Here is a 26,557-nt window from a genome sequence, read left to right as displayed (position 1 = left end):
CTGCTCCGGCGGCGGCTTTGGCAGGCCGCGGGGTGCTCGCTTATTGCGGGCCCATCTTGTCCATCAGCGCGGCGAGCATCTCGTACTCCTGCGCGGTGAGGTCGGTCAGCGGCGTGCGCACGAGGCCCGCGTCATAACCGGCGAGCTTCGCCCCGGCCTTGACGATGCTCACGGCGTAACCGGCCTTGCGGTTGCGGATGTCCAGGTACGGCAGGAAGAAGTCGTCGATCAGCTTGGCCACGGTGGCGTGATCGTCGCGGGCGATGGCGTGGTAGAAGTCCATCGCGGTCTTGGGCACGAAGTTGAACACCGCCGACGAATACACCGGCACGCCGAGCGCCTTGTACGCCGCAGCATACACCTCGGCGGTGGGCAGGCCACCCAGGTAGCTGAAACGATCGCCCAGGCGGCGACGAATCGACACCATCAGCTCGATGTCGCCCAGGCCGTCCTTGTAGCCGATCAGGTTCGGGCAACGCTCGGCCAGGCGTTCCAGCAGGTCGGCGTTCAGCCGGCAGACGTTGCGGTTGTAGACCACCACGCCGATGTTCACCGCCTTGCACACCGCCTCGACATGGGCGGCGACGCCGTCCTGGCTGGCTTCGGTGAGGTAGTGGGGCAGCAGCAGCAGGCCCTTGGCGCCCAGGCGTTCAGCCTCTTTGGCGTATTCGATGGCCTGGCGGGTCGAGCCGCCGACGCCAGCGAGGATCGGTACCGAGGTGGCGCAGGTGTCGACGGCGGTCTTGATCACCTGGCTGTACTCGCTGGCGGCCAGGGAGAAGAACTCGCCAGTGCCACCGGCGGCGAACAGCGCGCTGGCGCCATACGGGGCGAGCCATTCCAGGCGTTTGACATAGCCTGCGGGGTTGAAGTCGCCGGCCGCGTCGAAGTCGGTGACAGGGAACGACAGCAGGCCGTGGGAGAGGATGGATTGCAGTTCTTGTGGATTCATTGTTGTAGGCATCCTGTGGCGCTTGGAAGGAGGAGGTACCAAGGTGAGAGGTAAGTTATCGTACAACTTGTTCTGTGACTAGCCCTGTCCATGGATTTTCTGCGGGGTAGTGATCAGATCTGGCCTCAGCGCTTGGCCAGACCGCGCCTATAGTCATGGCGTGACAGCTCTGCCGGACTGGGGGAGCGGGCTTGCGCTGCGATAGGGGCGGCAAGACGACACGAGACCTTATGAGTCATCGTATCTCTATGAGGGGGAGAGGAAAAAAGATCGCGGAGACAGGCACAAGCCCGCCGCCCGCTTCCACGGGAGGTGTTCTGGGACCAGCAGAGGGTGACCGTGGGAAACGGGGGCGACCTTGCGCCGCCCCGCGATCAAAGCTAACGAAGCTTCAGAGGGTCAGGCGGCCTGGTTGCGCTTGACCTGGGACTTGCGGACCTGGGCGCGGCAGGCGTCGCCGAAGGCCTGGAACATCTTGATCGAGTCGGGGTTCTTCGCCGCCTGCCACTCCGGGTGCCACTGCACCGCGAACAGGAAGGGCGAGATGCTCGGGGCGTGGATCGCCTCGACCAGGCCATCCTCGGCATGGGCGATCGGCTCGATGCCGGCACCCAGGTTGCGCAGGCCCTGGCCGTGCAGCGAGTTGACGCGAATTTCGTCGCTGCCCAGGGTGTCGCGCAGCCAGCTGCCCGGCTTGATCTTGACGCCGTGCACCTGGGCGTACTGGACCTCGACCGGATCTTCCGGGTTTTCCCGGTGGTCGTTGAAGCCTGGCTCGGCGTAGACCTTCTGGTAGATGTCGCCACCGAGGGCCACGTTGATTTCCTGCATGCCGCGGCAGATGCCGAAGATCGGCAGGCCACGCTTGATCGCCGCCTTGACCAGCGGGATGTCGAACAGATCGCGGTCCTTGTCCTGGCCCTTGCCGGGCGTCTGGTTGTCCTGGCCGTAGAGGGCCGGGTCGATGTTGCTGCCGGCACCGGTCAGGTACACGCCGTCGGCCATGTCCAGGTAGGTCTCGAGGTCTTCGACGCCGCAGCAGGTGGGCACCAGGACCGGGACACAACCGGCGAACTCGACCAGCGGGGAGATGTATTTGTGGGTCATGACCTGATAGTCATGGCCTTTGCGCTCTTGGCTGCCCATGGTCATCAGGACGACGGGTTTGCGCAGGGAAGGTTGCTTGTTGCCAATGTTGCTGTTGGACATATGTCACCTTGAGACAGGGCATGCCTGTCGTTGTTGTGCAGGCGCACGGCCGGGGCCTTGAGTGCTGCCTGAAGCCCCGAGCACTGCCGGCTCGCCCTGCAGGCGATGTCGGTCGGGGCCTGACTCATAGCTTGCCAGAGCCGTTCGATATGTCAAACGAGTGACGAAGCCTCAAGCCGCCATTTTACGGGGGCTGTAGGCCGTCGGAGCCTTGAGTGACAAGGGTTTGGCGCAAGCGAGGTCAATAATATTTAACGACGCAGTCGGCTCTTTGCACCAATGCAATGTCATGCAGGCATGCTCCGCAAGATCATTACGCTCAGCCCAGCCCAGCCCAGCTTTTGCCTTTGCCCTTGCTGTTGCTTCTAAGCGCGCGATAGTTCAGGCGACACAAATTGCGACTTCAGGAGGCCGAACGGAGGGCTTGCGCAGGGAGGTGACGGGCATGGATGCCCGTCAAGCGCCGATCAGGCCATGGATGGCCCGTCGGCGCGTCCTCCCGGAGCGAGCCCGGAGTGAGGGGACCCCGGAGCGAAGCGTAGGGGCCGGATGAACGGAGCCGAACGGTTTTGCCTCCTTTTCCCAAGAGAAAAGGAGGTCGCCGTAAAGGCGAAAAGGTGACTGTGCGTCGACATGGCGAATGAATGCGCATATAACTTTCAAAACATACGCTGTGTAAGTCAAAGTCAAAGTCAAAGTCAAAGTCAAAGTCAAAGTCAAAGTCAAAGTCAAATGCGATTGGTGTGGGTTTTTACAGTTGTAAGCGCATTCATTTGCTATAATGACGAATAGTCACCCTTTCGCCACCCGTGAACTGACCCCCGAAAGTTGGACACCTGATCCCCAACCGGAGGGTGTTCCATGACGAAATACAACCTGGCACTCAAGCAGGCACTCATCGAAGAGTGCCTTTCTGCCCGCAGTGTTCATGAGGTGGCGCTCAAGCATGACCTGAGTCCATCGCTGTTACGCCGCTGGGTAAAGGGCTACGAGCAACACGGTGCAGCCGGTTTGATTGCTAAGTACAGCCACTACGACGCGCAGTTCAAATTGAAGGTTTTGCAGTGCATTGAGCAAGACGGACTATCTGCTCAGCAAGCTTGCGTGCAGTTTGATATCCGCGGCCCGAGTAGCATCAGGCAATGGAAAAGGTTGTACGATACAGGCGGAGTAGAAGCCCTTCACCCGCGCCGTACCCGAGAGTTCAGCATGCCCCGCAAGCCATCAAAACAGTCCAGCACAAGCCCGCCCACTCCAGCGGACAGCGAGCTGACACCAAAGCAAATGCTCGAAGAGCTGGAATACCTGCGCGCGGAGAATGCTTATCTAAAAAAGCTCGATGCCTTAATCCAAGCGGACCCTCGAACTGCGCAGGCAAGAAAACGCAGGCTATCCAAGGATTGAGGCACGGGCATCGACTTGCTCTGCTGCTACGTGCTGCAGGGCTGGCACGCAGTACCTTTTATTACCAAAGCAAAGTGCTGGTGGCTGACAAGCATGCTGCTCTCAAAGAGCGCATCAACAGCCTCTATCACGGACATAAGGGGCGGTACGGCTATCGTCGCATCACTGCGGCCCTCGGGCACAATGGCGAGGTGGTCAACCACAAGAAGGTGCAGCGACTGATGCAGTTAATGGACCTCAAATCTCTGGTAAAAGTTAAGAAATATCGCTCGTACCGAGGCTCCGAGGGGGTTGTTGCATCTGATCTACTCAAACGCAAATTCAAGGCAGAAGCCCCCAATCAGAAATGGGCAACCGACGTGACAGAGTTCAAGGTAAAGGGGCAGAAGCTGTTTCTCTCACCTGTGATGGACCTGTACAACGGCGAGATCCTTGCTTATCAGATCAACCGGCGTCCTGAGTTCAAGATGGTTTCGACAATGCTGGAGCAAGCCTTCGAGCGGTTGAATCCAGGTGACAAACCGGTACTGCATTCCGATCAAGGCTGGCAGTATCAACAGCCAACTTACCGGCATATGCTGGCTGGGAAGAATATCGAGCAGAGCATGTCGCGTAAGGGCAATTGCCTGGACAACGCCGCCATGGAAAGCTTTTTCGGCACGCTCAAGAGCGAGTTTTTCTACCTGGAATCGTTTGAGAGTATTGAGCAACTGGCATCAGGGCTGGAGGATTACATCGCCTACTACAACCAAGAACGCATCAGTCTCAGACTGAATGGCTTGAGTCCGGTAGAATTCCGAACCCAAGCGCTGGCCGCATAGCATTACCTGTCCAACTTTCGGGGGTCAGTTCACCGGCGAGTCACTTTTTGTCAAACGCGACAAAAAGTAACCAAAAAACGCTGCGCTCCATTCATCCGGCCCTACGCTTCGCTCCGGGTTCCCTCACTCCGGCCTTGCTCCCGGGAGGACCGCGCTGAACGCCCCATCCTGGGGCGCAGCGCTTGACGGGCATCCATGCCCGTCACCTCCCTCCGCAAGACCTGCGTTCGGCCTCCTGAAGTCGCGAAGTTACGGGCGGCGCCTGGGCTGACGCAGCTGTCGCTAGTGGGCTGTGGGGGAACCTTCTGATCGCCAAAGCCAAAGCCAAAGCCAAAGCCAAAGCCAAAGCCCGGGGCTGGAGATTTGAACGCACGGCCGGAAGGCCTAAAGGCTGAACCGCCCCACCATGCCCCGCAACTGCTGCCCCAAGTGCTCCAGTTCCCCGCTTGAAGCAGCGGTCTGCTCACTGGCTGCACTGGTCTGGTCCGACACATCACGTACATTGATCACGCTGCGGTTGATCTGCTCGGCAACCACGCTCTGTTGCTCGCTGGCCGTGGCGATCTGTTGGTTCATGCCCTGGATGCTCGATACCGTTTCGGTGATCTGCCCCAGCGCGGCACCCGCCTTGCGGCTGAGCTCGACACTCTGCCCGGTCAGGCTCTTGCTGTCGTCGAGCAGGCCGGTGACCTCGTCGGTACCACGGTGCAGGCTGTCGATCAGCAGCTCGATTTCCTCGGTCGACTGCTGCGTGCGTTGGGCCAGGCCGCGCACTTCGTCGGCCACCACGGCGAAGCCACGCCCGGCTTCCCCCGCCCGGGCTGCTTCGATGGCGGCGTTGAGCGCCAGGAGGTTGGTCTGCTCGGAAACCGACTTGATCACATCTAGAATCGATCCGATGCGCTGGCTTTCACCGGCCAGGTGGCCCATCGCGGTGAGGCAGCGGTCCATCTGGCTTGCCAGTTGCTCGATGCGGGCGATGGCTTCAGCCACCACCTGATCGCCCAGCTGTGCCTGATGATCGGCGGTGGTTGCCGCTAGCGAGGCTTGTTCGGCGTTCTGCGCGACTTCCTGTACCGTGGCGCTCATCTGGTTCATGGCCGTGGCCACCTGATCGGTCTCTTCGCGCTGCTGGCTGATGCGCTCGCGCGTATCCACGCTGGCGCAGGCCAGCTCTGCCGCTGCCTTGGACAACTGGCCGACGCCCTGATCGATGCCGCCGAGCAGCTCGCGCAGGCTCAAGGTCATCTCGCGCATGCTGGTTTGCAGCTGGCCCATCTCGTCACGGCGGTGCACCGTCTGTACCTGGCTGAGATCGCCACGGGCGATGCGCGCGGCCTGGGACAGCACCTGGCGCAGAGGTAGGGTGACCTGCCGGGTGATCAGCCAGGCGGCCAGGATGCCGAACACCAGCGCCAACACGGCCACGCTGGTCAGCAACGAACGGTCGGCCAGGGCCTCGTTGTCGCGCTGTTCGACCTTGCGCTCGCTCAGTTCAAGGCTCACGGCCTGCAGTTCGTCGCCCATTTTCTCCATGCCGTCCTGCAATTGCTCAACCTTGAGCGCGGCCTCGCGGTATTGGCGCAGGGTGTCGCGGTAGCGGTCCAACTCCACCTGTGGCCGCTGGGTCAATGTGGCGGGCAGTTCCAGTGGGGCAATGGCCCGTAGCAACTGCCCCAGGCTGACGTTCGCCGCCTGCAGCGCGGCATCGCCCATGCTGGCGAAACTGTCCTGGGGCGAGTAGGTATAGGCCGGCACCTGGCTTTGCTGGCTGGCGGACTCGATATGGCGGCCCAGGGTATCCATAAGCCCGACTACGCTGCCTTGCTGGCCATCGCCGGGCAGCTTGAGCAAGGCCTGGGTCTGCAGTTCGTCGATCACGGCTTCGAGCACGCCTGCCTGCGCCTGCATCGCCGCACGCAAGCCTTCGCGGCTGTCCACGGTGCCTTGCAGGATGGCGAAGTCGGCCTTCAGGCGCTGCAGCAGCTGCAGTTTCTGGTTCAGCATCTGCCGCGACGAATCGACGCCGCTGCGTTGTTGCAGCAGGGTCAGGCGGTCGTGCAACTGCTCCAGGATGGTCGCGATGCGGGCCTTGCTGACGTCGTCGGCAAGCACCCGGTAAGTGATGCGCTCGGCACGCAGGTCACGGGTCAGGTCGTTGAGTTGACCGATGTCGCCGAGCTGCTCCGAGCGCTGGATGGCGCCGTCCAGGGCGCGCCAGCCGCTGAGCGTGGTGGCCAGGGTGAGCAGCAGCACCACGGCGAAACCGAGGGCGAGCTTGAGCCCGACGCCGAGGTTGCCGAGCTGACGATCAAGGTATCCGAACATGGCAGGTCTCCGTCCAATTGAGAAATGGCCATAGCGCTATGTTGCCGCTATGACCCTTGCTCATCGGCAGGGAGTCCGTCGGACTGGACCTGTAAATAGGGTAGGAAAAGTCCTTGCGGGCTGAAGGGCAAAACCTACAGCCCGCAAACCGCAGTCTAGAGCCTGAAACGTCCTACCAGACCCTGCAGGTGAGTCCCCAGGCGCGCCAGCTCGACGCTGGAACTTGCCGTCTCCTCGCTGGCCGCGGAGGTCTGGTCGGAGATATCGCGCACGTTCATCACGCTGCGGTTGATCTCCTCGGCCACGGCGCTCTGTTGCTCGGCGGCGGTGGCGATCTGCTGGTTCATCGACTGGATCGACGACACGGTGCGGGTGATGGTGCCCAGCGAATCACCGGCGCGGCGCGTCAGTTCCACGCTGCTGTCGGTGAGGGCGCGGCTGCTGTCCATGACACCGGCCACGCGCTCGGTGCCGTTTTGCAGGCTGGCAATCAGCTCCTCGATCTCTTCGGTGGACTGCTGGGTGCGCTGGGCCAGGCTGCGCACTTCGTCGGCGACCACGGCGAAGCCACGGCCTGCCTCGCCCGCACGGGCCGCTTCGATGGCTGCGTTGAGCGCCAGCAGGTTGGTCTGCTGGGCCACCGACTTGATCACATCGAGCACACTGCCGATCTTGTCGCTCTCGGCCTTGAGCTGGTTCATCGCTTCGCTGGAGTTGACCACTTCGCTGGCCAGGCGCTCGATCTGACTGATCGCCTCGCCCACCACCTTGTCACCCTCGCGGGCCTGCTGGTCGGCCATCAGCGCCGCTTCCGAGGCCTGTTCGGCGTTGCGCGCCACTTCCTGGACGGTGGCGGCCATCTCGTTCATGGCGGTGGCGACCTGGTCGGTCTCGACTTTCTGGTTGTTGACTCCGGCGCTGGTCTGCTCGGTGACCGCCGACAGTTCCTCGGCAGCACTGGCGATTTGCGTCACGCCGTCGCCGATGCCGCCGATCAGTTCGCGCAGGCTCTGGGTCATGCGCTGCATGCTGGCCTGCAATTGGCCCAGCTCGTCGCGCCGGTCGGCCTTGAGGTCCTGGCGCAGGTCGCCACCGGCCACGCGTTCTGCGGCGGCGAGGGTCTGGCGCAGGGGCACGATGATCTGCCGGGTAATGGCGAACGCGGCGAGCACGCCCAGCAGCAAGGCCAGCGCCGTGGCACCGGCCAGCAGGGTCTTGGCCTGCTGGGTGCCCTGATCGCGCACGGTTGTTTGCGAAACGGTCATTGCCTGGCTGGCGTCCAGCAGCACCTGGCCCTGTGCGGACATGCGCGTCAACGCTTGCTCGCTGGCGGCCTGGGCATTGCCGAACTGGTTCACCGCGTCGCGGTAGGCGGCCAGCGCGCTGGCGGCGTCGTCCAGGCTGGCGGCGAACTCGGCCGGGAGCCTGGCGGGCAGGGCCTTGAGCACGGTCAGGGCCTGGTCGATGGCAGTGAGCGCGGTCTGCTGGAATTCGGCCTTGCCGCTGTAGGTGTAGCCGCGTACCTGGAAGCGCGCCTGCTGCAGCAGCGCCGCGACCTGCACAGCTTCCTGGTACTGCTGGATATCCCCGCCCTGCAACAGGCGCTGCTGGACCTTGCCGATCAGGTCGGCGGCCTTGTCGGCGCTGTCGCCCAGGGTGCCGCGGCTGGCCTCGCGGCGCTGGCCGGCCTGCCTGAGCTCGGCGAAGGCTTGCTGGTATTGGCGTACGGCGTCCTGTTGCTTGTCCAGACGCTGGCGGTCGGCGGGCAGTTCGATCTGGCCGATCATGAGCTGTACTTGGCGCTCAAGATTGGCCAGGGCCTTCTCCAGCTCGGCCACGGAAGCGTCATCACGGCTGCGCTCGTAGGCCAGGCGGGCGAGACGCAGGTCCTGGGTGTACTGGTGGATCACCGAGATGTTGCCGAGCTTGTCGCCACGGCTGGTGACGCTGTCGATGCCCAGCCAACCGGTGAAGGTGATGCCCAGGGTGAGCAGCAGCACCAGGCCGAAGCCGATCCCCAACTTGCGATTGACGCTTACATTTCCCAATGACTGGGCAAACCAACGGTACATAGACGACTCCCCGGCGCGTGGCAGTGCGGATTATTGTTTTGTTGCATAGGGCATCGGCGCACGGCGGGGAAACTTGATGGGAAAAAGCTGACCGCTCTGTCAGAAAATTCGCGAAAGCAACGCTGTTACAGCCGTCTCCACACGTAGGATCCTATCCCCCAATTGCACAGGCTCCAGGCCAGCCTTGCCCAGCAGCTCGACTTCATAGGGGATCCAGCCGCCCTCCGGGCCGATCGCAAGCGTCACCGGGCCTTCAACGGCTCGTGGGCAAGCGAGGTAGGGGCCGGGATGCCCGACCAGGCCGAGAGTGCCGGCGGCGATGGCGGGCAGGCGGTCGTCGACGAACGGCTTGAAGCGCTTCTCGATGATGACCTCGGGCAACACGGTGTCGCGGGCCTGCTCGAGCCCGAGGATGAGGTTCTCGCGAATGCTCTCGGGGTTGAGGAATGGCGTCTGCCAGAAGCTTTTCTCAACCTTGTAGCTATTGACCAGGATCAGCCGCGGCACGCCCAGGGTGGCGACCGTCTGGAACAGCCGGCGCAGCATCTTCGGGCGCGGCACGGCCAGCACCAGGGTAAGCGGCAGTTTGGCCGGTGGTGTCTGGTCGAAAGTCACCTGCAGTTCGGCTTCGTGATGCTCGAGGCGCACGACCTCGGCCTTGCCCATCAAGCCGTTTACGCGACCCACGCGCAGGCTGTCGCCCACCGCCACGCGATGGATCTCCTGCATGTGGGTGAAGCGGCGATCGGCCAGGACAACACGGTCGGCCGACACGAAGTCGGCCTCTTCAAGGAGCAACAGATTCACGGTTGGGTCGCAGGCGGCTGGTCGTTGTGGTCGTTGCCGGTTTCTTCATGGGCGTGGCTGCGCTTGCGGATCAGGCTGCCGCACAGCACGCCGACCTCGAACAGCATCCACATCGGCACGGCCAGGAGGGTCTGGGAGAAGATGTCCGGTGGGGTGAGGATCATGCCGACCACGAAGCAGCCGATGATCACGTACGGGCGGATCTTCTTCAGGTACTGCACGTCGACCACGCCAATCCACACCAGCAGCACTACCGCCACGGGGATTTCGAAGGCGACCCCGAAGGCGAAGAACAGGGTCATGACGAAGTCGAGATAGCTGGAAATGTCGGTCATCATCGACACGCCTTCGGGCGTGGCGCTGGCGAAGAAGCCGAAGATCAGCGGGAACACCAGGAAATAGGCGAAGGCCATGCCGGCGTAGAACAGGAAGATGCTCGACACCAACAGCGGGATGGCGATGCGCTTTTCATGGCGGTACAGGCCGGGGGCAATGAAACCCCAGATCTGTTGGAGGATGAACGGGATTGCCAGGAACAGCGAGACGATCATGGTCAGCTTGAACGGCGTCAGGAACGGCGAGGCCACATCGGTGGCGATCATCGTCGCGTTGGCCGGCAAGTGCTCGCGCAGCGGCGCCGAGACCAGGGTGTAGATCTGCTGGGCGAAGGAGAACAGCCCGGCGAAGATCAGGAAGATGGCGGCGACGCAGCGCAGCAGGCGGGTGCGCAGCTCGGTCAGGTGCGAGACCAGCGGCATCGGCTGGTCGGTTTCCGGATTCTCGCTCATGGGGCTCGCGGCGGTTGTGGCGGTTCGGAGGGTGGGGCTGCGGCCGGCTGCGCGGGCGCTGCGTCGGCGGCAGGCGTGGCGGGCGTTTCAGCGTTTGCTGGCGGCTGTGTGGGCGGCGTCAGCGGATTGAGGATGCGCTTGGCCTCCTGCTCCATCTGCAGGATGTGCTCGTTGTGCAGCTGGCGGCGGATGTCGTCGGCGCCGATCTCGCGCTCGACTTCCATCTTGATCGCGTTGAAGCTGCGCTTGAGGCGACCGATCCACAGCCCGGCAGTGCGCGCGGCTCCCGGCAGGCGCTCAGGGCCGAGCACCAGCAGGGCGACCAGGCCGACGAGCAGCAGCTCGCTGAAACTGATACCGAACATGGGTCAGTCTTTCCGCTGCGGCTCTTGAACCGGCTGGGCCTGGCCCTCGATGGTGTGGCCCTGGGCCTGCTGCGCGGTGTTCTGCACAGGCGGAACGGGCTGCGCCGGCGGTGGGGCCTGCTCGGCCGGCTTGGCTTCTTCTTCGTTCATGGCCTTGCGGAAGCCCTTGATCGATTCGCCCAGGTCGCTGCCGAAGTTCTTCAGTTTCTTGGTGCCGAACACCAGCACCACGACGACCAGCAGGACGATCCAGTGTTTCCAGTCAAAAATACCCATTTCGTACTCCTGAAAAATGTATGTCAGCCGGAACCGGCGCTATCGCGGGGCAAGCCCGCTCCTAAAAATACGCGCGGTCAGGCCTGGGGCTGACGGGCGGCCTTCTCGTCATGGCCGGAAAGGCCGAAGCGGCGCTCCAGTTCGTCCAGCACCGCCTGCGGATGCTGGCCCAGCGCGCTGAGCATGACCAGGCTATGAAACCACAGGTCCGCGGTCTCGTAGATGACATCGCTGTAATCCTTGCTGATGGCGGCATCCTTGGCGGCGATGATGGTCTCGATGGACTCTTCGCCGAGCTTCTCGAGGATCTTGTTCAGGCCCTTGTGATGCAGGCTGGCCACGTAGCTGCTGTCGGGCGCCGCGTGCTTGCGTTCTTCCAGCACCTCGGCGAGGCGGTCTAGCGTGTCGCTCATGTCAATGCCCTGCGCTATAGATGGCGTCCGGATCCTTGAGGACCGGATCGACGATTTTCCACTGGCCGTCTTCGAACACGCGATAGAAGCAGCTTTCGCGGCCGGTATGGCAGGCGATATGGCCCAGTTGCTCGACCATCAGGATGATCACGTCGGCGTCGCAGTCCAGGCGCATTTCGTGCAGCTTCTGCACATGGCCCGACTCTTCGCCCTTGCGCCACAGCTTGCCTCGCGAGCGCGACCAATAGATGGCGCGATGCTCGGCGGCGGTCAGGGCGAGGGATTCACGGTTCATCCAGGCCATCATCAGCACGCGCCCGGTCTTGTGGTCCTGGGCGATCGCCGGTACCAGGCCATCGCTGTTCCACTTGATCTCGTCCAGCCAGTCTTTCATCGTCGACTCCAAACCGGGCCCGCTCCCGTACCGGGCCCCTGTGCGCTAGTGTGCCAGCCGGCGGCGCGGCTGGCTATCGGCGCACGATCAGGTACAGGCCCGCTGCCAGCATCAACCACGCAGGCCAAGCGGCCGGGGCGCTGAGGCTGACCGCGCCGGCCGCCAGGGTGGCGCCACCGCCGAGCAGCCCGGCGCCAAGCAGGCGCAGCGCCCAGTTGTCGCCGGCGCGGCGGCGCTCGGGCAGTTGTGGGTCGTGCAGGTGCGGTTGCGACAGGCGTTCGAGCAGGTCGCGGGTCATGTCGGCCAGGTGCGGCAGTTGCTCGGCCTGGCTGTAGAGGTTGCCGATTACCGCTTTCGGGCTCATGCGCTCGCGCATCCAGCGTTCGAGGAAGGGCTTGGCGGTGCTCCACAGGTCCAGGTCGGGGTAGAGCTGGCGGCCCAGGCCTTCGATATTGAGCAGGGTCTTCTGCAGCAATACCAGCTGTGGCTGGACCTCCATGTTGAAGCGTCGGGCCGTCTGGAACAGGCGCATCAGCACCTGGCCGAAGGAGATGTCCTTGAGCGGCTTTTCGAAGATCGGCTCGCACACGGTGCGGATCGCCGCTTCGAACTCGTTGACCTTGGTCTGCGCCGGTACCCAGCCCGAATCGATATGCAGCTGGGCCACGCGGCGGTAGTCGCGCTTGAAGAAGGCGATCAGGTTGCGGGCCAGGTAGTCCTGGTCCTCGGCAGTGAGGCTGCCGACGATACCGCAGTCGATGGCGATGTATTGCGGGCTCCACGGCTTGACCGTGCTGACGAAGATGTTGCCGGGGTGCATGTCGGCATGGAAGAAGCTGTCGCGGAACACTTGGGTGAAGAACACCTCGACGCCGCGCTCGGCCAGCATCTTCATATCGGTGCGCTGGTCGGCGAGCGTCGCCATGTCGGTGACCGGCACGCCATAGATACGCTCCATCACCAGCACCTTGGGCCGGCACAGGTCCCAGTAGACCTGGGGTACGTACATCAGCTCGGAGCCTTCGAAGTTGCGCCGCAGCTGGCTGGCGTTGGCGGCCTCGCGCAGCAGGTCGAGCTCGTCGTAGATGGTCTTTTCGTAGTCGCCGACGATTTCCACCGGGTGCAGGCGACGGGCATCGGCCGAGGCGCGCTCGGCGGCCTTGGCGATCAGGAACAGCCAGGCCAGGTCCTGGGCGATGACCGGTTTCAGGCCTGGGCGCACCACCTTGACCACCACTTCCTCACCGCTCTTCAGGCGTGCGGCGTGTACCTGGGCCACCGAAGCCGAGGCCAGCGGCTCAACGTCGAAACGGCTGAACACCTCGCCCACCTTGGCACCGAGCTGTGCTTCGATCAGCGCCACGGCGTGCTGCGGGTCGAAGGGTGGCACGCGGTCCTGCAGCAGCATCAGCTCGTCGGCGATGTCGGTGGGCAGCAGGTCGCGGCGGGTGGAGAGCAACTGGCCGAACTTGATGAAGATCGGCCCCAGGTCCTGCAGCGCCAGGCGCAGGCGTGCGCCGCGGCTCAGCTCCAGGGGCTTGCGCGGCAACCAGCGCCACGGCATCAGCAGGCGCAGGCTGGCCAGCCACCAGGGCAGCAGGGGTTGTTCGAACAGCAGGTCATCGAGGCGGTAGCGGATCACGACGCGCTGGATGCGCAACAGACGGCGGACGGCGAGCAGCTTCATGCGTTATCGCTGGTATCAAGAGTGTGGGCGAGGCGGCGCAGGCGTGCCTCGAGGCGTTCGATATCGACCTTCAGCGTATCGAGTTCGCTGAATGCCGCTTCGGCTTCGCGTTTGCCGACCAGGGTACGCGATTCCTCGGCCAGGTACTCGGACAGATTCTCGCCGAAGCGGGCCAGGCCCTGGCGGGTCCAGCGCGCGCGCAGGCGCAGGTGGCCGGCGAGCAGCGCGGTGGGCACCGGCCCCAGCCAACGCTGCAACTCGTGTTCCCAGTCCAGTTCCAGGTCCTGCAGGATGCCGAACAGGTCGAGCAGCACGGCGCTGTCGCCATGCAGCTCGACCTGGGGGCTGTGCAGTACCGCGGTCTTGTCTTTGGCCAGCGCCAACTGCGCCAGGCGCCCGGCGGGGGCGCGCAGGGTGCAGTCGACCTCGCTTTCCCAATGGGCGGCAAGCATCAGGCCTTCCTCGTCGGGCAGCACGAACAGCTTCAGGGCCGGCTGCACGCAGTCGATCTCGATCACCTTGCCTTCCAGCGCCGCCAGGCGCGGGAGGGCGGTGCTGTCCAGGCGCAGGACACGGTTGAGCCCGTGCTCGACGCTGGCGAGCAGGCCGGCCAGGAGCATCAGGGCTTGATCCCCCGGTGCACGGCGACGATACCGCTGGTCATGTTGTGGTAGGTGACGCGGTCGAAGCCGGCCTCGACCATCATGCTCTTGAGCGTTTCCTGGTCGGGGTGCATGCGGATCGATTCGGCCAGGTAGCGGTAGCTTTCCGAGTCGTTGGTGATGAGCTTGCCGGCCAGCGGCATGAAGGCGAACGAGTAGGCGTCGTAAGCCTTGGACATCAGCTTGTTGGTCGGCTTGGAGAACTCCAGGATCAACAGGCGGCCACCGGGCTTGAGCACGCGCAGCATGGAGCGGATGGCCGCATCCTTGTGCGTCACGTTGCGCAGGCCGAAGGCGATGGTCACGCAGTCGAAGTGGTTGTCCGGGAACGGCAGCTTTTCAGCATCGGCCTGGACGAATTCGATATTGCCGGACACGCCGCGGTCGAGCAGGCGGTCGCGGCCGACCTTGAGCATCGATTCGTTGATATCGGCCAGCACCACCTGCCCGCTCGGGCCGACCAGGCGCGAGAACTTGGCGGCCAGGTCGCCGGTGCCACCGGCGATGTCCAGCACGCGGTTGCCGCTGCGCACCCCGGACAGCTCGATGGTGAAGCGCTTCCACAGACGGTGCATGCCGCCGGAGAGCACGTCGTTCATCAGGTCGTACTTGGCGGCCACCGAGTGGAAGACCTCGGCGACTTTCTTCGCCTTCTGGCTCTCGGGAACGTCCTGGTAGCCGAAGTGGGTGGTGGGTTCGGCGTGGTCGCCTTTGCGCTGGTCGGTCATATCGCTTCACCAGAAAAAAATTACGGCCATTCTAGGGGCTACGGGCGGATTTGTCTTGGCGGGGTGTGTCATGCAAAGGGGGCGGGCATAATGGCGATTATGTCTTCATATCCAGGATCACCCGCATGACCCAGATCAGCGTCGAACGCAAACACTCCCTCGGCCGTGAAGCCGCTCGCGCCAAGGCGCAGGCGCTGGTGGAAAAGCTGACCCGCGAGTACGACCTCAAGGCCAGCTGGAACGGTGATCGTGTCGATGTGAAACGCAGCGGCGCCAACGGCAGTGTGCATATCGGTGAGGACACCATCCGCGTCGAGCTCAAGCTGGGCATGATGCTGTCGATGATGAGCGGCACCATCAAGGGCGAGATCGAGCGGGCGTTGGACAAGGCGCTGGCCTGACGCCCGCTGCTGTCAGTTGTCGGGGAACGGGATCAGGTCGTCGATCTGCTCCAGACGTAGATCACCTCTATAGATCTCATTGCGCTCTGCCGGGGCCAATGCACGTTCCAGGCGCTCGTCGCGACTCATGGCGTCCGGGAACTTCAAATGGCCTTTGGCGAAGCGCCGGGCATCGACATTGGCAGTGGTGTAGTGGAAATGCGCTTCCCAGAGCTTCTGCCTGGGTTGCAGGCGATAAATGTCATACACATCCAGAAAATCGTTGGCCTTGAGCTTCTTGCGGCTTCGGGTCAGCTTGATCTCGATTTCGCCCGCCCCCACCAGGAAACGCAGGGCTTTGCTATCCGGCTGCAGGGTGCCAAGGTAGGCGATGGTCAAGAGCCGTTTCTTTTCTGCCTGTACCTCGGCAATCGCCTGATCCAGCCTGGTGGCGAGTGAATGCCCTTGATCCGGGCCGTTACGCAAATCCTTTGCGGTGTTGGTCATGTCCTGAATGTAGAAATCAAGCTGGTCTCTTAGGTCGTTTGGGGTCTTCAAATAGCGGGAGGCGTGGGTGAGCCTGGCATTCTGCTCATCTAAAAGGTAGTTGCCGGTGCGGCGCAGGCGAGCGTAGTTAGGTGTTGGCGCTCTTTGCTTTACATCTTCCCAGCGATCACCTTCAGGCTGATAGCGCGCAATGGTCTGTCCTGTCAGCGGATCGATCTGCACGGCTTCACTGCCTTCCTCGGTCTGCTCGACGACCAGTGATCTGCCGTGGGTGGTGCGGATTATTTTGCGTCTCGCTGGCCGCACCTTGTGCGTCGTCAATTGCGGTTCGAACACTGCCTCCGGCGTATCCGCCGCAGCAGAAACATGGGCAAGGTCATTCTCGGCCAGGGTTATTAGGGCATTCAGTTCAGCGATGTATTCATTTAGCCTGCTGCTGTCTATTGCCGGAAGATCACCTGATAGCAAATATTCGGCATTGCTCCGTGACAGTTTGTATTCGCTCAGCGCGCTCTCCAGCGGTTCCTTCTGCGCTTGCGGCTCCAGGCGGGCAGCGGCCAGGCTGTCGTGGCTCAGCAGCGCTTCGTGGAGTTGTTTGCTGCGCAAGGTCTTTTGCAATAACAGGGTGGATTCGAAGTTTTCCGCGGTCAGCTGGCCTCGCTTCACCACCAACTGATGCAAGTCGCTCAAGATCTGGGCTCGAACGATCAGTGTCGAGTATCGTCGGGTGTTGATGATGTGATCGAGCACCTTGCGTTTGCCCGGGAACTGGATCTGTCCATCTGCTAGAGCCTCGCTGAGGTCCTGGTCAAGCCGTTGGCTGACGTTGAAAATGCGTCTATGGACACCCAAGGCCGCCTCGACGTTCTTGCTGTACTCCAGATACAGCGCTGCTTGTTGCTGGCCGAAAGGCAGTTGCTGAAGCTGACGCGACTGGTTCTTGAGTGTGTCGTAGTCATTCATTTCTAGCAGGCGGCGGAATTGTTGCACGTCGGCGGTCAACAACTGTTCCGACCACTGGCCGCGGGCATAGGATGCTGCACCCTTGGGATCGAACCTGGCATATTTCGGGTCGCTCATGCGGGCGTACAGCTGCATCTGGTCCTTTATCAACCCGGCCTGTTTTTCAAAAGTGCGTGCCAGTACATCCAGGTTGTCCCGTGCCTCGTTGCGCAGGGCTCGTAGTGCCTGCCGCCGTATCTGCATACCTTCCGGCAGGTCGTCCGGGGCGACGCCGGGGTAATCGTTCAGAGCCTGGTCGAATGCCGAGTGTGCTTCGTCATACGGTTTCACCCGCTCAAGACAGCGCTCGACCAACGTTACTGTGCTGGTGAGTTGTTGGTCATTCGCCACTCGGCGTTCCTGCATCTGCTTGAAGGCCTGCTTTTTTTCATCGATCAACGCCCTGGCTGTTTTTGGCATGCCGCCTGGCATATGCAGGTCCAGCATCCATTCGCCGTTCCAGCGCGCCAACCACGGACCGCGGCCGCGTTCACGGCCGACAATATAGTAATCGTCAGGCTCCGCCCCCCAGGTTTGCGACCAGTCACTCTGTGTGACGTCCGGGCCAATAATGCGCATGCCCCTCCAGCTCTCCTCAACTTCATAGGCGACTTCTTGCAGTTTTACGTAGTAACGGTCATCCACCTTGTACAGGCCGCGCATGCGGCCGGTGGTCAGCGCACTTTGTTCGTTCAGACTGACATGGGCGCGTAGCGTGTCGAGGGTGGCACGGGCGTCGCGGGGCAGGTTGCCGAGCCGCTGATCGCGGCCCCATTGGCCGACGTTGAGCGCTGCAGGCTTGAGGTGCTCGGTGGGGGCTTGCCAGGTTTTTTGCTCAGGTTGCTGCTTTGCGGTCGCGCGGGAGCCACGCCATGACCTGGGCTGAAGCGCCAGCTCAGGTTCGACGTGGGCTGGACTGGAATCGTGGGCCAGCAGCATGGCCAGGTTCAGCAGTATGTCAGCGGTGGCGAGCACCTTTTCTCCGCTGCTTCCTTGGGTCAAGGCTGTCAGGTCATCCTTGATGCTGAGCAGGGCTGTCACCAGCCAGGCGAGCAGGCCTGCAGGCCCACGCAGCAGCGGCGTGACCGTGTTGAACGCCAGCCAGGCGAATTGCACGACCATCGCCCAGCGTTGTTGGGCATTCGAGGTGCTCTGGCGTGAAGCCAGTAACAGAAGCACGTCGGCTCTGGCCTGAAACATCGACCTGTCCAGGTCGCCGGTCGGTGGAGTGAAGGCCAAAGTGGCCGGTGCCCTCAGGCGTTCGATCGCCTCGGCGGCCAGCTCGGAATCGGGCCCCAGCAAGTGCGCCAGTTCAGTCAGGCCACTGTGCAAGTGCGGATGAGTGAAGCCATCATCGGCATAAATGGGGCGGGCTTCGTCATCCAGCCAGGCGAGGATGTCCTGCTGCAGGCGCTGCTCAGTCCGGATTGCTGCCATCAGGTGCCCTTGGCTTTCGAACTGCCTGACAGCCTGCGCGGCGTTCAAGGGCCGGTAGAGTATCCAGGCCTCTGTGGCGGGGACATGGATGACGAACATGCCATGCACCCGGTTGGCCTTCGGGCCACCCGGGACGCTGTTGAATGACAGCGGAGCCAGGCTCAGCGATGCGCTGGCGTGGGCTTTACGGTGGCAAAAGTCTGCAACGACCTGCCAGGTTCGCTCACTCAGCTGGCCACCGATCTTGGCCTGTAGTGCGCTCAGCAGTAGGGCTGCACGCCATTCTTCGGCGAAAAGCTGGCGGTGTTTGTCGGTGTCGTTGCCCTTTTGCAACTGGTCGTGGACAAAGGGCGGATACTGGCCACCGACATCCACGGCAGCGATCAGTGCATCGACGTAGTCAAGGTCCAGCCAGCTGCTCAGCGCCTGTTGATCGGCCAGTTGGATGGCTGAAGCTACCTGGCCGCTGCCCAAGGGCAGGCGTGAAATGGCCAGTTCGGTCAGGCTGATGGTTTTCAGGTACTCAAGCCTCGCCGGCCCCTCGGAGGACACCTGCACCACCTGCGAAACGGTGATCTGCACCTGGTCAGGGTGGTAAGGCGGCTCGGCCGGGTGGTCATTGCGCATGTGCTCGCGTAGGCGGCGAACCGTGTACTGCTGCAAGTCTTCGATTCCGTCCAGGGATGACTCACCCTGTTTCAGCATTTGCTGCGCCGACAGATCCAGCAACGCCATGTGGTACTGGAATCGATCCGTCAGCGTGGCGTTTTCCAGCCAGTCAGGGAGGGGGATCGCGGGTGTCCATTGCTCGAGCTTGAAGGAGGCCGGGAATGTCGATGAAGGATCGCTCAACAGGCTGAAGGCCTCTTCCAGATCGCTTGTCTGTTCGATTGCATCAAGTTGCATGCGGTCAATCTGTTGCAGCATGGCGTTGAGCAGTTGCCTGGCCTGATAGCCGAACGGGTCTTCGGCCAGGGCCGTGCAGGCCCAGGACATCGTGTCGAACACATGGCGCTCGGAGAGCTCGTCGCGCAGGGCTACCGCAAAGGCCGGGAGCCCGGTGAAGCCGCGTACGGTGCCAGAGGGTTTGCACCACAAGATCACCTCGCGCGCCTCTTTTTTGCCAGTAATGAGAAGGTCCGGCACTACCAGCTCAACCATGTTGCCGTGATTGCCGAGTGTCACCTGCACACCCTGCACGTTGGCCGACGTATCGGATTGAGCGAGCATGGGGTACAGCAAGGCCTTCTGGTCACTGTCCAGGCCTTGGCGCTCGAGCGTGCCGAGAAGTGCGGCCTTGAGCACCTGCTGCATCCAGTGCAGACGGGTCACATCCGAGTCCCCCTCGCGGCTGTTCCAGAAACTGACCTGTGCCTGCTGAAATCTTTCGCAGAGGGTCGCAAGGACATCGTCGTAATCCGTGTTCAGGTCGGCCATGCGAATGTGGATGGTCGGCGCATCATCCTGGGGGTGGAAGATGGCTGGCGGGTTCAGGCTGAACTGGTCCGTGGGCTTGAGGGCCATGGGCTGGCCGTTGAGGAAATGCTCCAGCAATGTGTCGACCAGGTTGCCTGGTTGTGTCGGTTGTTCTTCATCCGGGCCGGGCAGGATGCTGAAGCCCTCCAGGGATTGCAGCTGCGGGTGGTTCTTGCGGGTCCACGGGTAGCGTGCGGCAAGTGCGTCGAAGCCAGCAGCGGCAGTGACCTCGCGCAAGCTGGGGCGGTTGGCGAATTGCATTGCTACCCGTTGCCTGAACGATGTCGCTGGCGAGGTCGGTGACTGGGGCATGACAAAGGCTCCGGGAAAAGGGAGCCGAATTCTGCAACGCCAGCATGCAGCAGCTGCGGTAGATACTTCAGCGTGGCGATCTTAGGGTGAAGATTCTAAATCCTGCCCCTACCTTATGCTCAAGCCCAAACTTCATGGGCGGTTCTCCTCCACTCATGAGCATGAGGTACAGAGCATGGCCAAAGTGAATGTGAAGAAAAAGGACGACGCCCAGAGTACGCTGGGCGAAGTGCGCGGCTACGCGCGCAAGATCTGGCTGGCTGGGATCGGCGCTTATGCGCGGGTCGGCCAGGAAGGCTCCGACTACTTCCATGAGCTGGTCAAGGCCGGCGAAGGTGTCGAGAAGCGTGGCAAGAAGCGCATCGATAAAGAGCTTGATGCTGCCAACCACCAGATCGACGAAGCCGCTGAAGAAGTCAGTCGCGTACGCGGCAAGGTAGAGATCCAACTGGACAAGATCGAAAAAGCTTTCGACGCACGGGTGGGGCGCGCCTTGAATCGCCTCGGCATTCCGTCTAAACATGACGTTGAGGCGTTGTCCATCAAGCTTGAACAGCTGCACGAGCTGCTCGAGCGCGTCGCGCACAAACCATAAGGAGAGCAGGATGGCTGGCAAGAAGAACACCGAGAAAGAAGGCAGCTCCTGGATCGGCGGAATCGAGAAGTACTCCCGCAAGATCTGGTTGGCTGGCCTGGGTATCTACTCCAAGGTCGACCAGGACGGTCCGAAGCTGTTCGATTCGCTGGTGAAGGACGGCGAGAAGGCCGAGAAACAGGCGAAGAAAACCGCCGAAGACGTGGCCGAAAGCGCCAAGTCGTCGACCAACTCGCGAGTGTCGGGCGTGAAGGATCGCGCGCTGGGCAAGTGGAGCGAGCTGGAGGAAGCCTTCGACAAGCGCCTGAACAGCGCCATCTCGCGCCTGGGCGTGCCCAGCCGCAATGAGATCAAGGCCCTGCACCAGCAGGTCGATTCGCTGACCAAGCAGATCGAGAAACTGACCGGTGCCTCGGTCACCCCGATCTCCAAGGCCAGCGCCAGCAAGACGGCCGCCAAGCCATTGGCCAAGGCGGCCGCCAAGCCTGCGGCCAAGACCGCTGCGGCAAAACCTGCGGCGAAAACCGCGGCGGCCAAGCCTGCGGTCAAGGCTGCGGCCAAGCCTGTAGCGGCCAAGCCCGCTGCCAAACCGGCAGCAGCCAAGAAACCTGCCGTGAAGAAAGCGGCGCCGGCCAAGCCTGCCGCAGCCAAGTCCGCCGCACCGGCGCCTGCTGCCACCGCAGCCCCGGCACCGAGCGCGGCTCCGGCCAGCAGCACCCCGTCGGCACCGGTGAACGCGGCCAACCAAGCCTGATACCGGGTCGTACTGCTCGCGGGGCAAGCCCGCTCCCACGAAACCTGCACAGGACTCGGGGGAGCGGGCTTGCCCCGCGATCGTTTCAGCCTTCCAGATACCTCATTGCCAACTGCTCCGCCGCCATACGCGCCGGGGCCTGCAGATGTGGCGCCACCAGCATCATCACCTGGTACACCACCACGCCGACATCGCCCTCGCGGCCAAGCACGCGCTGATAATCAAGCGAGCACATCAGGGTCAGGGTGATCTGTTCCACCAACTGCCCCAGTGCCTGGGTCTCGCTGGTCACCTGGCCCTGTCCCTTGAGGCTGGCCAGCAGTGCGGCCAGGGTGCGCTTGAGAGCGTTGATCAGGCTGCGCATGCCCCGCGCCAGCTTGGGCAGACGCCCGGTGAGGTTGGACAGGTCCTGGAACAGGAAACGGTACTGGGCCATGCGTTCGACGATCAGGTGCAGGAACAGCCAGTAGTCCTCGGCATCCAGGCGTACGTCCAGCGGCGGGTCGAGCAGTGGCATCAATTGCTCTTCGAAACGTTCGAACAGGCCGATCACCAACGGCTCCTTGCCGTGGAAGTGGTAGTACAGGTTGCCTGGGCTGATCCCCAGTTCGTTGGCGATCTCCAGGGTCGAGACGTTCGGTTCGCCCTGGCGATTGAACAGCTGCAAGGCACATTCGAGGATACGGTCGCGGGTCTTCATCCGGTCAGCGTGCCAGTACGTAGCTGCCGGGCGCGGGGCCCAGCGGTGGATAAGTGGTGCTGCCCAGGTCGTCGCGTGGCGTCCTGAGCGTGCCGGAGCGCTGCAGTATCCATTCCAGCCACAGGGGCCACCAGCTGCCGTCGCGGCGTTGGGCGTCGTGGAACCAGGCCCGCGGGTCGCTGGAGAGCTTGGGGTTTTCCAGGTAGTAGGACTTTGGGTTGCCGGGCGGGTTGATGATGCTCTGGATATGACCGCTGTTGGCCAGAATGAAGCGCCGGTCGCCGCCGAGCAGCAGGGCCGAACGGTACACCGCGTCCCAGGGGGTGATGTGGTCGTTGCTGCCGGCCACGGTGAAACTGTCCAGCCCGACCTGCGTGAGGTCGATCGGTGTGCCGCACACCTCAAGGCCTTCGGGGAAGGTCAGCGGGTTGAGCTTGAAGAAATCCAGCAGGTCGCCGTGCAGCGCGGCCGGCAGGCGCGTGCTGTCGGCGTTCCAGTAGAGGATGTCGAAGGCCGGCGGTGTCTTGCCCATCAGGTAGTTGTTGACCCAATAGTTCCAGATCAGGTCGTTGGGGCGCATCCAGGCGAAGATCCGTGCCACCTCGCCGCCGTCCAGTACGCCGCGCTGATAGGAGCGGCGCTTGGCCGCCTCGATGGTCTGTTCGTCGGCGAACAGGCTGGCGGGGCTGTCGAACTGGCTGTCGAGCAGGCTCACCAGGTAAGTGGCGCTGCGTACCTTGCGCAGCTGCTTCTTAGCTTGCAAGTGGCCCTGCAGCGCGGCCATGGTCAAGCCGCCGGCGCAGGCGCCCATGAGGTTGGGGTCGCGGTTGCCGCTGATGCTGCGGCAGGCGTTGAGCGCTTCCTCCAGGGCTTGCACATAGCTGGACAGGCCCCACTCACGGTGACGGGGGTCGGGGTTGCGCCAGCTGACCATGAACACCTGCAGGCCCTGCTTGAGCATGTACTGGACGAAGCTGTTGGTCGGGCTCAGGTCGAAGATGTAGAACTTGTTGATCTGCGGCGGTATCACCAGCAGCGGCCGGGAGTACTGTTTCTCGCTCATGGGTTTGTACTGGATCAGCTCCAGCAGCTCGTTGCGAAACACCACGGCGCCCGGGGTCGCTGCCAGGTTGCCGCCAACCTCGAAGGCCCGTTCGTCCACTTGCCGTGGCAAGCCGTCGTTGTGGCGCAGGTCGTCGAGCAGGTGGCTGACACCACGCAGCAGGCTCAGGCCGCCGGTGTTGAACAGTTCCTTGACCGCCAGCGGGTTGAGCAGCGAGTTGCTGGGGGCGAAGGCGTCGCTGACCAGGTTGAACAGGAACTGCGCCCGGGCGCGGTCGTCGTCGGCCAGGCTGCTTTCCTCGATCCACAGGCGCGTCTGCTTCTGCCAGGCAAGGTAGGCCTGCAGGCCGCGGCGGTAGAACGGGTTCTGGCTCCAGGTCGGGTCGCTGAAGCGTGCGTCACGCGGGTGGGGCTGGTAGGGGCTGTCGCCGATAAGCACGCGCCCCAGCTGGCCGCCCAGGCTCAGCAGGTGATGCGCGGTGTGCAGCGGATTGCGCAGGCCGATCCGGCCGACCTGGCGCAGGGTCGAGAACAGGTCGCGACCGCGCAGGCCGGTAATGGCGTTCTGCACGTTCATGCTCGTGGCGGGGACCGGTGTCGATCCTCTGGCCGGTTTGTCCTTCATGCCAACACTCCTTCGTCAGATCCATTTCCGCGTTGGCCTTGGTGCGGGTAAAGCTACTCCTGCAGGTTCGCATCACCTACCTGGGAGTGCCCGCAAAGGCCCGTGCTGACGCAATAAAAAGCCTTCCTACCCCCGTGCCGCTGGCCGAGGGTGCATGACCGCGCGTTGGCGTTCTTGCTCGAGGAATTTCATGATGATCGGGGCGACGGCCTCGGCCCGGGTGATCAGGAACAGGTGGCCATCATCGATTATGTGTAGCTGGGCATTGGGAATCCGCCAGGCCAGCAGGCGCATGTTGATCAGCGGGATCAGCGGATCGTCGTCGCCGGCCAGCACCAGGGTGGGCTGGTGGATCTTGTGCAGCCAGTGGATGCTGGTCCAGCCGAGCCCGGCGAACAGTTGCCAGTAGTAGCCCAGCTTGCCGCCCGAACGTACCTTCGAGGCATGGTGCATGGCGAGGTCCGGATCCCGGCGAAAGCCGCCGCCATAGATCAGCGGCGCGATGCGGATCACATGGGAGGGCTGCACGTAGCGCCGTGGGCTGGCCATCATCCACAACACCTTGGGCTTGCCCGGTACCATCACCGCGCCGGCGGCGGTGGCGGCCAGTACCAGTTTCTTGCAGCGTTCGGGGTAGTCGTGGGCGAACTGCTGGGCCAGGGCGCCGCCCCAGGACACGCCGATGACGTTGACCTGGCCGTAGTCCAGGTAGTCGAGCATCCTTGCAGTCAACTTGGCCAGGCCGGGAAAACGGTAGGGGTGACGGGGCGTGGACGAGCCGCCCACCCCGGGCACGTCGAAGGCGATGACCTCCAGGTCCGGGTCCAGGGCCTCGATGAATGGAAACACCAGCTCGAGGTTGGCGCCGATGCCGTTGAATATCAGCAGCGGCGTCAGGTGGGGCTTGCCCGGGCGGACCGCAGTGCGGATGGACTGGTCGTCCAGCTCGACGGTCCTGAAGATGTACGGTTGCGGCATGCGCGTGACTCTGTGGTGAAAGTAGCGCCGCGCTGCGCCAGCAGGCGCACCACGGCGGTTCGGCTCAACGCTCGTGCACGTATGTTCCCGGTGCGGCCTCGCCCGCGGTATAGGCGCGGTTACCCAGCCGTGTAGGTGCCTTCTTGAGTTCGCCGGCGCGCTCACCCAGCCAGGCCTGCCAGTGCAGCCACCAGGAGTCGGCATGCTTGACCGCGTTCTCCTGCCAGGCCACCGGGTCGTCCGGGCGGTCTTCGCCGGTCATGAAGCGCGCCTTGGGGTTGCCCGGGGGGTTGAGGATGCTCTGGATATGGCCGCTGTTGGACAGCACGAACTCGATCTTGCCGCCGAACAGGTGCGCCGAGCGGTAGCACGACTGCCACGGGGTAATGTGGTCGGCGGTGCCGGCAACGCTGTAGATGTCGCAGTCGACCTGCTTCAGGTCGATGGCCGTGCCGCACACTTCGAGGGCGTTGGAACGGATCAGCGGGTTGTTCTTGAACATCTCGATCAGGTCGCCGTGGAAGGCGGCCGGCAGTCGGGTGGTGTCGTTGTTCCAGAACAGAATGTCGAACACCGGTGGCTCGTTGCCGAGCAGGTAGTTGTTGACCCAGTAGTTCCAGATCAGGTCGTTGGGGCGCATCCAGGCGAACACCTTGGCCATGTCGCTGCCTTCCAGCACGCCGGACTGGTAGGAGTGGCGCTTGGCCGCTTCCAGGGTCTGCTCGTCGACGAACAATGCCACCTGGGTGTCGACAGTGGTGTCGAGCACGCTCACCAGCAGGGTCAGGGCATTGACCTTCTTCTCGCCGAGGGCGGCGTAGTGGCCCACCAGCGCCGTGCAGGTGATACCGCCGGAGCAGGCACCGAGCATGTTCAAGTCCTTGCTGCCAGTGATTGCCAGCACCGCGTCGACGGCTTCCTTGAGTGCGTCGATGTAGGTGGACAGGCCCCACTCGCGCTGGGCCTTGGTCGGGTTGCGCCAGCTGACGATGAAGGTCTGTTGCTGCGAGCGCAGGCAGAAGCGCGCCAGGCTCTTTTCCGGGCTCAGGTCGAATACGTAGAACTTGTTGATCTGCGGTGGCACCACCAGCAACGGGCGGCTGTGCACCTGCTCGGTGATGGGGCTGTACTGGATCAGCTCCAGCACATCGTTGCGGTACACCACCGCGCCTTCGCTGGTGCCCAGATTCTTGCCGACCTCGAAAGCCTCCATGTTCACCTGGCTGGGCATGCCGCCGTTGTTGACGATGTCCTTGGCCAGGTTGGACAGCCCGTCGAGCAGGCTCTTGCCGCCGGTCTCGAAGAAGCGTTTGACCGCGGCCGGGTTGGAGAGGGTGTTGGTGGGCGCCATGGCCTCGGTCACCAGGTTGATGACGAACTGCCCGCGGCTGATGTCCTGCGGCGACAGGTCACTCTCGCTGATCCAGTCGTTGAGTTCCTTGCGCCAGGCGAGGTAGGTCTGCAGGTAGCGGCGATAAAGGGGGTTCTTGCTCCACGCCGGGTCGCTGAAGCGACGGTCGTCGCCTTCCGGTTGCAGCGCCGACTTGCCCAGCAGGACGTTTTTCAGCTCCAGGCCGAAGTGCGCCACGTGCTTGGCGCTGTGCAAGGGCTGGCGCATGGCCTGGCGTAATACCGTGCGTGCCGATGTAAGTAGATCCTTGCGGCGAATGCCGATGACCGGGTTCAGCCCCAGGGTGTTTTCCGAGGCCTGCCGCTGCAACTCATCGTTGTTCTTGTTACTCATCTACGACGCTCCGTTGTCCTGAGACGAGTACCGGTGTGCTGTGACAGCCCGGTACTGCTACTCGGGTGACCAGTGATAA

22 protein-coding genes and 2 pseudogenes are annotated in these 26,557 nt (G+C 63.0%); 4 read left to right on the top strand and 20 right to left on the bottom strand.

The window, feature by feature from the left end; all coding sequences use genetic code 11:
* Window positions 1-40 precede the first annotated feature (40 nt).
* Together kdgD and AC3WL2_RS01270 are read right to left on the bottom strand one after the other, a co-directional pair.
* Window positions 41-952: a 5-dehydro-4-deoxyglucarate dehydratase gene (gene kdgD / locus AC3WL2_RS01275; protein ID WP_102685230.1), complete on the bottom strand. Its 912-nt coding sequence runs from the start codon at window positions 950-952 to the stop codon at window positions 41-43.
* Between the two features lie 399 nt (window positions 953-1,351).
* Window positions 1,352-2,161 (bottom strand): gamma-glutamyl-gamma-aminobutyrate hydrolase family protein, encoded by an 810-nt coding sequence (locus AC3WL2_RS01270; protein ID WP_102685229.1) that lies wholly within the window; start codon window positions 2,159-2,161, stop codon window positions 1,352-1,354.
* 861 nt (window positions 2,162-3,022) lie between these two features.
* Here AC3WL2_RS01270 and AC3WL2_RS01265 point away from each other — a divergent pair.
* Window positions 3,023-4,386 (top strand): IS3 family transposase gene (locus AC3WL2_RS01265; protein ID WP_102685494.1). Its coding sequence is split into 2 segments (ribosomal slippage): window positions 3,023-3,488 and window positions 3,488-4,386, totalling 1,365 coding nucleotides; the frame shifts between segments, so codons are not numbered across the junction.
* A gap of 384 nt (window positions 4,387-4,770) precedes the next feature.
* Here AC3WL2_RS01265 and AC3WL2_RS01260 read toward each other — a convergent pair.
* From AC3WL2_RS01260 to ubiE, 13 genes and pseudogenes are all read right to left on the bottom strand, one after another.
* Complete coding sequence (locus AC3WL2_RS01260) at window positions 4,771-5,634, bottom strand: methyl-accepting chemotaxis protein (protein WP_371918341.1); 864 nt, start codon at window positions 5,632-5,634, stop codon at window positions 4,771-4,773.
* A pseudogene (locus AC3WL2_RS01255) lies at window positions 5,626-6,714 on the bottom strand (methyl-accepting chemotaxis protein); the annotation flags it as partial. The gene AC3WL2_RS01260 and the pseudogene AC3WL2_RS01255, both read right to left, overlap by 9 nt.
* Before the next feature lie 155 nt (window positions 6,715-6,869).
* The gene (locus tag AC3WL2_RS01250; RefSeq protein ID WP_404940939.1) at window positions 6,870-7,583 is read right to left on the bottom strand and encodes a methyl-accepting chemotaxis protein; all 714 of its coding nucleotides are present in this window, start codon (window positions 7,581-7,583) and stop codon (window positions 6,870-6,872) included.
* 141 nt (window positions 7,584-7,724) lie between these two features.
* A pseudogene (locus AC3WL2_RS01245) lies at window positions 7,725-8,786 on the bottom strand (methyl-accepting chemotaxis protein); the annotation flags it as partial.
* Between the two features lie 99 nt (window positions 8,787-8,885).
* On the bottom strand, window positions 8,886-9,593 hold the full coding sequence (locus AC3WL2_RS01240; protein ID WP_102682251.1) for a 16S rRNA (uracil(1498)-N(3))-methyltransferase: 708 nt from the start codon (window positions 9,591-9,593) through the stop codon (window positions 8,886-8,888).
* The gene (gene tatC / locus AC3WL2_RS01235) at window positions 9,590-10,381 is read right to left on the bottom strand and encodes a twin-arginine translocase subunit TatC (RefSeq protein ID WP_023632588.1); all 792 of its coding nucleotides are present in this window, start codon (window positions 10,379-10,381) and stop codon (window positions 9,590-9,592) included. The genes AC3WL2_RS01240 and tatC overlap by 4 nt, the downstream gene beginning before the upstream one ends.
* Window positions 10,378-10,746: a Sec-independent protein translocase protein TatB gene (gene tatB, locus AC3WL2_RS01230; RefSeq protein WP_102682250.1), complete on the bottom strand. Its 369-nt coding sequence runs from the start codon at window positions 10,744-10,746 to the stop codon at window positions 10,378-10,380. The genes tatC and tatB overlap by 4 nt, the downstream gene beginning before the upstream one ends.
* A gap of 3 nt (window positions 10,747-10,749) precedes the next feature.
* Complete coding sequence (locus AC3WL2_RS01225) at window positions 10,750-11,022, bottom strand: twin-arginine translocase TatA/TatE family subunit (protein ID WP_102682249.1); 273 nt, start codon at window positions 11,020-11,022, stop codon at window positions 10,750-10,752.
* A 77-nt stretch (window positions 11,023-11,099) separates the two neighbouring features.
* Entirely contained in the window at window positions 11,100-11,435 is a 336-nt protein-coding gene (locus AC3WL2_RS01220; RefSeq protein ID WP_102682248.1) for a phosphoribosyl-ATP diphosphatase, read from the bottom strand.
* A 1-nt stretch (window position 11,436) separates the two neighbouring features.
* The gene (hisI, locus tag AC3WL2_RS01215; protein ID WP_023632585.1) at window positions 11,437-11,829 is read right to left on the bottom strand and encodes a phosphoribosyl-AMP cyclohydrolase; all 393 of its coding nucleotides are present in this window, start codon (window positions 11,827-11,829) and stop codon (window positions 11,437-11,439) included.
* 73 nt (window positions 11,830-11,902) lie between these two features.
* Window positions 11,903-13,516, bottom strand: coding sequence for a ubiquinone biosynthesis regulatory protein kinase UbiB (gene ubiB / locus AC3WL2_RS01210; protein WP_102682247.1), 1,614 nt, complete (start codon window positions 13,514-13,516; stop codon window positions 11,903-11,905).
* Window positions 13,513-14,136: a ubiquinone biosynthesis accessory factor UbiJ gene (locus tag AC3WL2_RS01205; protein ID WP_102682246.1), complete on the bottom strand. Its 624-nt coding sequence runs from the start codon at window positions 14,134-14,136 to the stop codon at window positions 13,513-13,515. The genes ubiB and AC3WL2_RS01205 overlap by 4 nt, the downstream gene beginning before the upstream one ends.
* Window positions 14,136-14,906 carry a bifunctional demethylmenaquinone methyltransferase/2-methoxy-6-polyprenyl-1,4-benzoquinol methylase UbiE gene (gene ubiE, locus AC3WL2_RS01200; protein ID WP_102682245.1) on the bottom strand — a complete coding sequence of 257 codons (771 nt, stop codon included), beginning with the start codon at window positions 14,904-14,906 and terminating at the stop codon, window positions 14,136-14,138. The genes AC3WL2_RS01205 and ubiE overlap by 1 nt, the downstream gene beginning before the upstream one ends.
* Before the next feature lie 125 nt (window positions 14,907-15,031).
* Here ubiE and AC3WL2_RS01195 point away from each other — a divergent pair, with 125 nt between their 5' ends.
* On the top strand, window positions 15,032-15,307 hold the full coding sequence (locus AC3WL2_RS01195; protein ID WP_102682244.1) for a polyhydroxyalkanoic acid system family protein: 276 nt from the start codon (window positions 15,032-15,034) through the stop codon (window positions 15,305-15,307).
* Between the two features lie 12 nt (window positions 15,308-15,319).
* On the opposite strand, the gene AC3WL2_RS01190 is transcribed toward AC3WL2_RS01195, so the two are convergent.
* A complete protein-coding gene (locus tag AC3WL2_RS01190) occupies window positions 15,320-19,969 on the bottom strand; it encodes a DUF6543 domain-containing protein (protein WP_256582555.1) in 4,650 nt (1,549 codons plus the stop codon).
* Between the two features lie 226 nt (window positions 19,970-20,195).
* On the opposite strand from AC3WL2_RS01190, the gene AC3WL2_RS01185 reads away from it, so the two are divergent.
* Together AC3WL2_RS01185 and AC3WL2_RS01180 are read left to right on the top strand one after the other, a co-directional pair.
* Complete coding sequence (locus AC3WL2_RS01185) at window positions 20,196-20,615, top strand: phasin family protein (RefSeq protein ID WP_102682242.1); 420 nt, start codon at window positions 20,196-20,198, stop codon at window positions 20,613-20,615.
* Between the two features lie 10 nt (window positions 20,616-20,625).
* Window positions 20,626-21,369: a phasin family protein gene (locus AC3WL2_RS01180; RefSeq protein WP_102682241.1), complete on the top strand. Its 744-nt coding sequence runs from the start codon at window positions 20,626-20,628 to the stop codon at window positions 21,367-21,369.
* 85 nt (window positions 21,370-21,454) lie between these two features.
* Here AC3WL2_RS01180 and AC3WL2_RS01175 read toward each other — a convergent pair whose 3' ends face one another.
* From AC3WL2_RS01175 to phaC (AC3WL2_RS01160), 4 genes are all read right to left on the bottom strand, one after another.
* A complete protein-coding gene (locus tag AC3WL2_RS01175; RefSeq protein ID WP_046853913.1) occupies window positions 21,455-22,069 on the bottom strand; it encodes a TetR/AcrR family transcriptional regulator in 615 nt (204 codons plus the stop codon).
* A 4-nt stretch (window positions 22,070-22,073) separates the two neighbouring features.
* A complete protein-coding gene (gene phaC, locus AC3WL2_RS01170) occupies window positions 22,074-23,756 on the bottom strand; it encodes a class II poly(R)-hydroxyalkanoic acid synthase (protein WP_102682240.1) in 1,683 nt (560 codons plus the stop codon).
* Window positions 23,757-23,882: 126 nt separating this feature from the next.
* A complete protein-coding gene (gene phaZ, locus AC3WL2_RS01165; RefSeq protein ID WP_038706927.1) occupies window positions 23,883-24,734 on the bottom strand; it encodes a poly(3-hydroxyalkanoate) depolymerase in 852 nt (283 codons plus the stop codon).
* 64 nt (window positions 24,735-24,798) lie between these two features.
* Window positions 24,799-26,478 carry a class II poly(R)-hydroxyalkanoic acid synthase gene (phaC, locus tag AC3WL2_RS01160; RefSeq protein WP_046853916.1) on the bottom strand — a complete coding sequence of 560 codons (1,680 nt, stop codon included), beginning with the start codon at window positions 26,476-26,478 and terminating at the stop codon, window positions 24,799-24,801.
* Between the last annotated feature and the right edge of the window lie 79 nt (window positions 26,479-26,557).

This window comes from Pseudomonas sp. FW305-96 (genome assembly GCF_058783825.1).
Note: the sequence above shows the minus strand (reverse complement) of the source record. Positions and strands in the feature narration are given on the sequence as shown.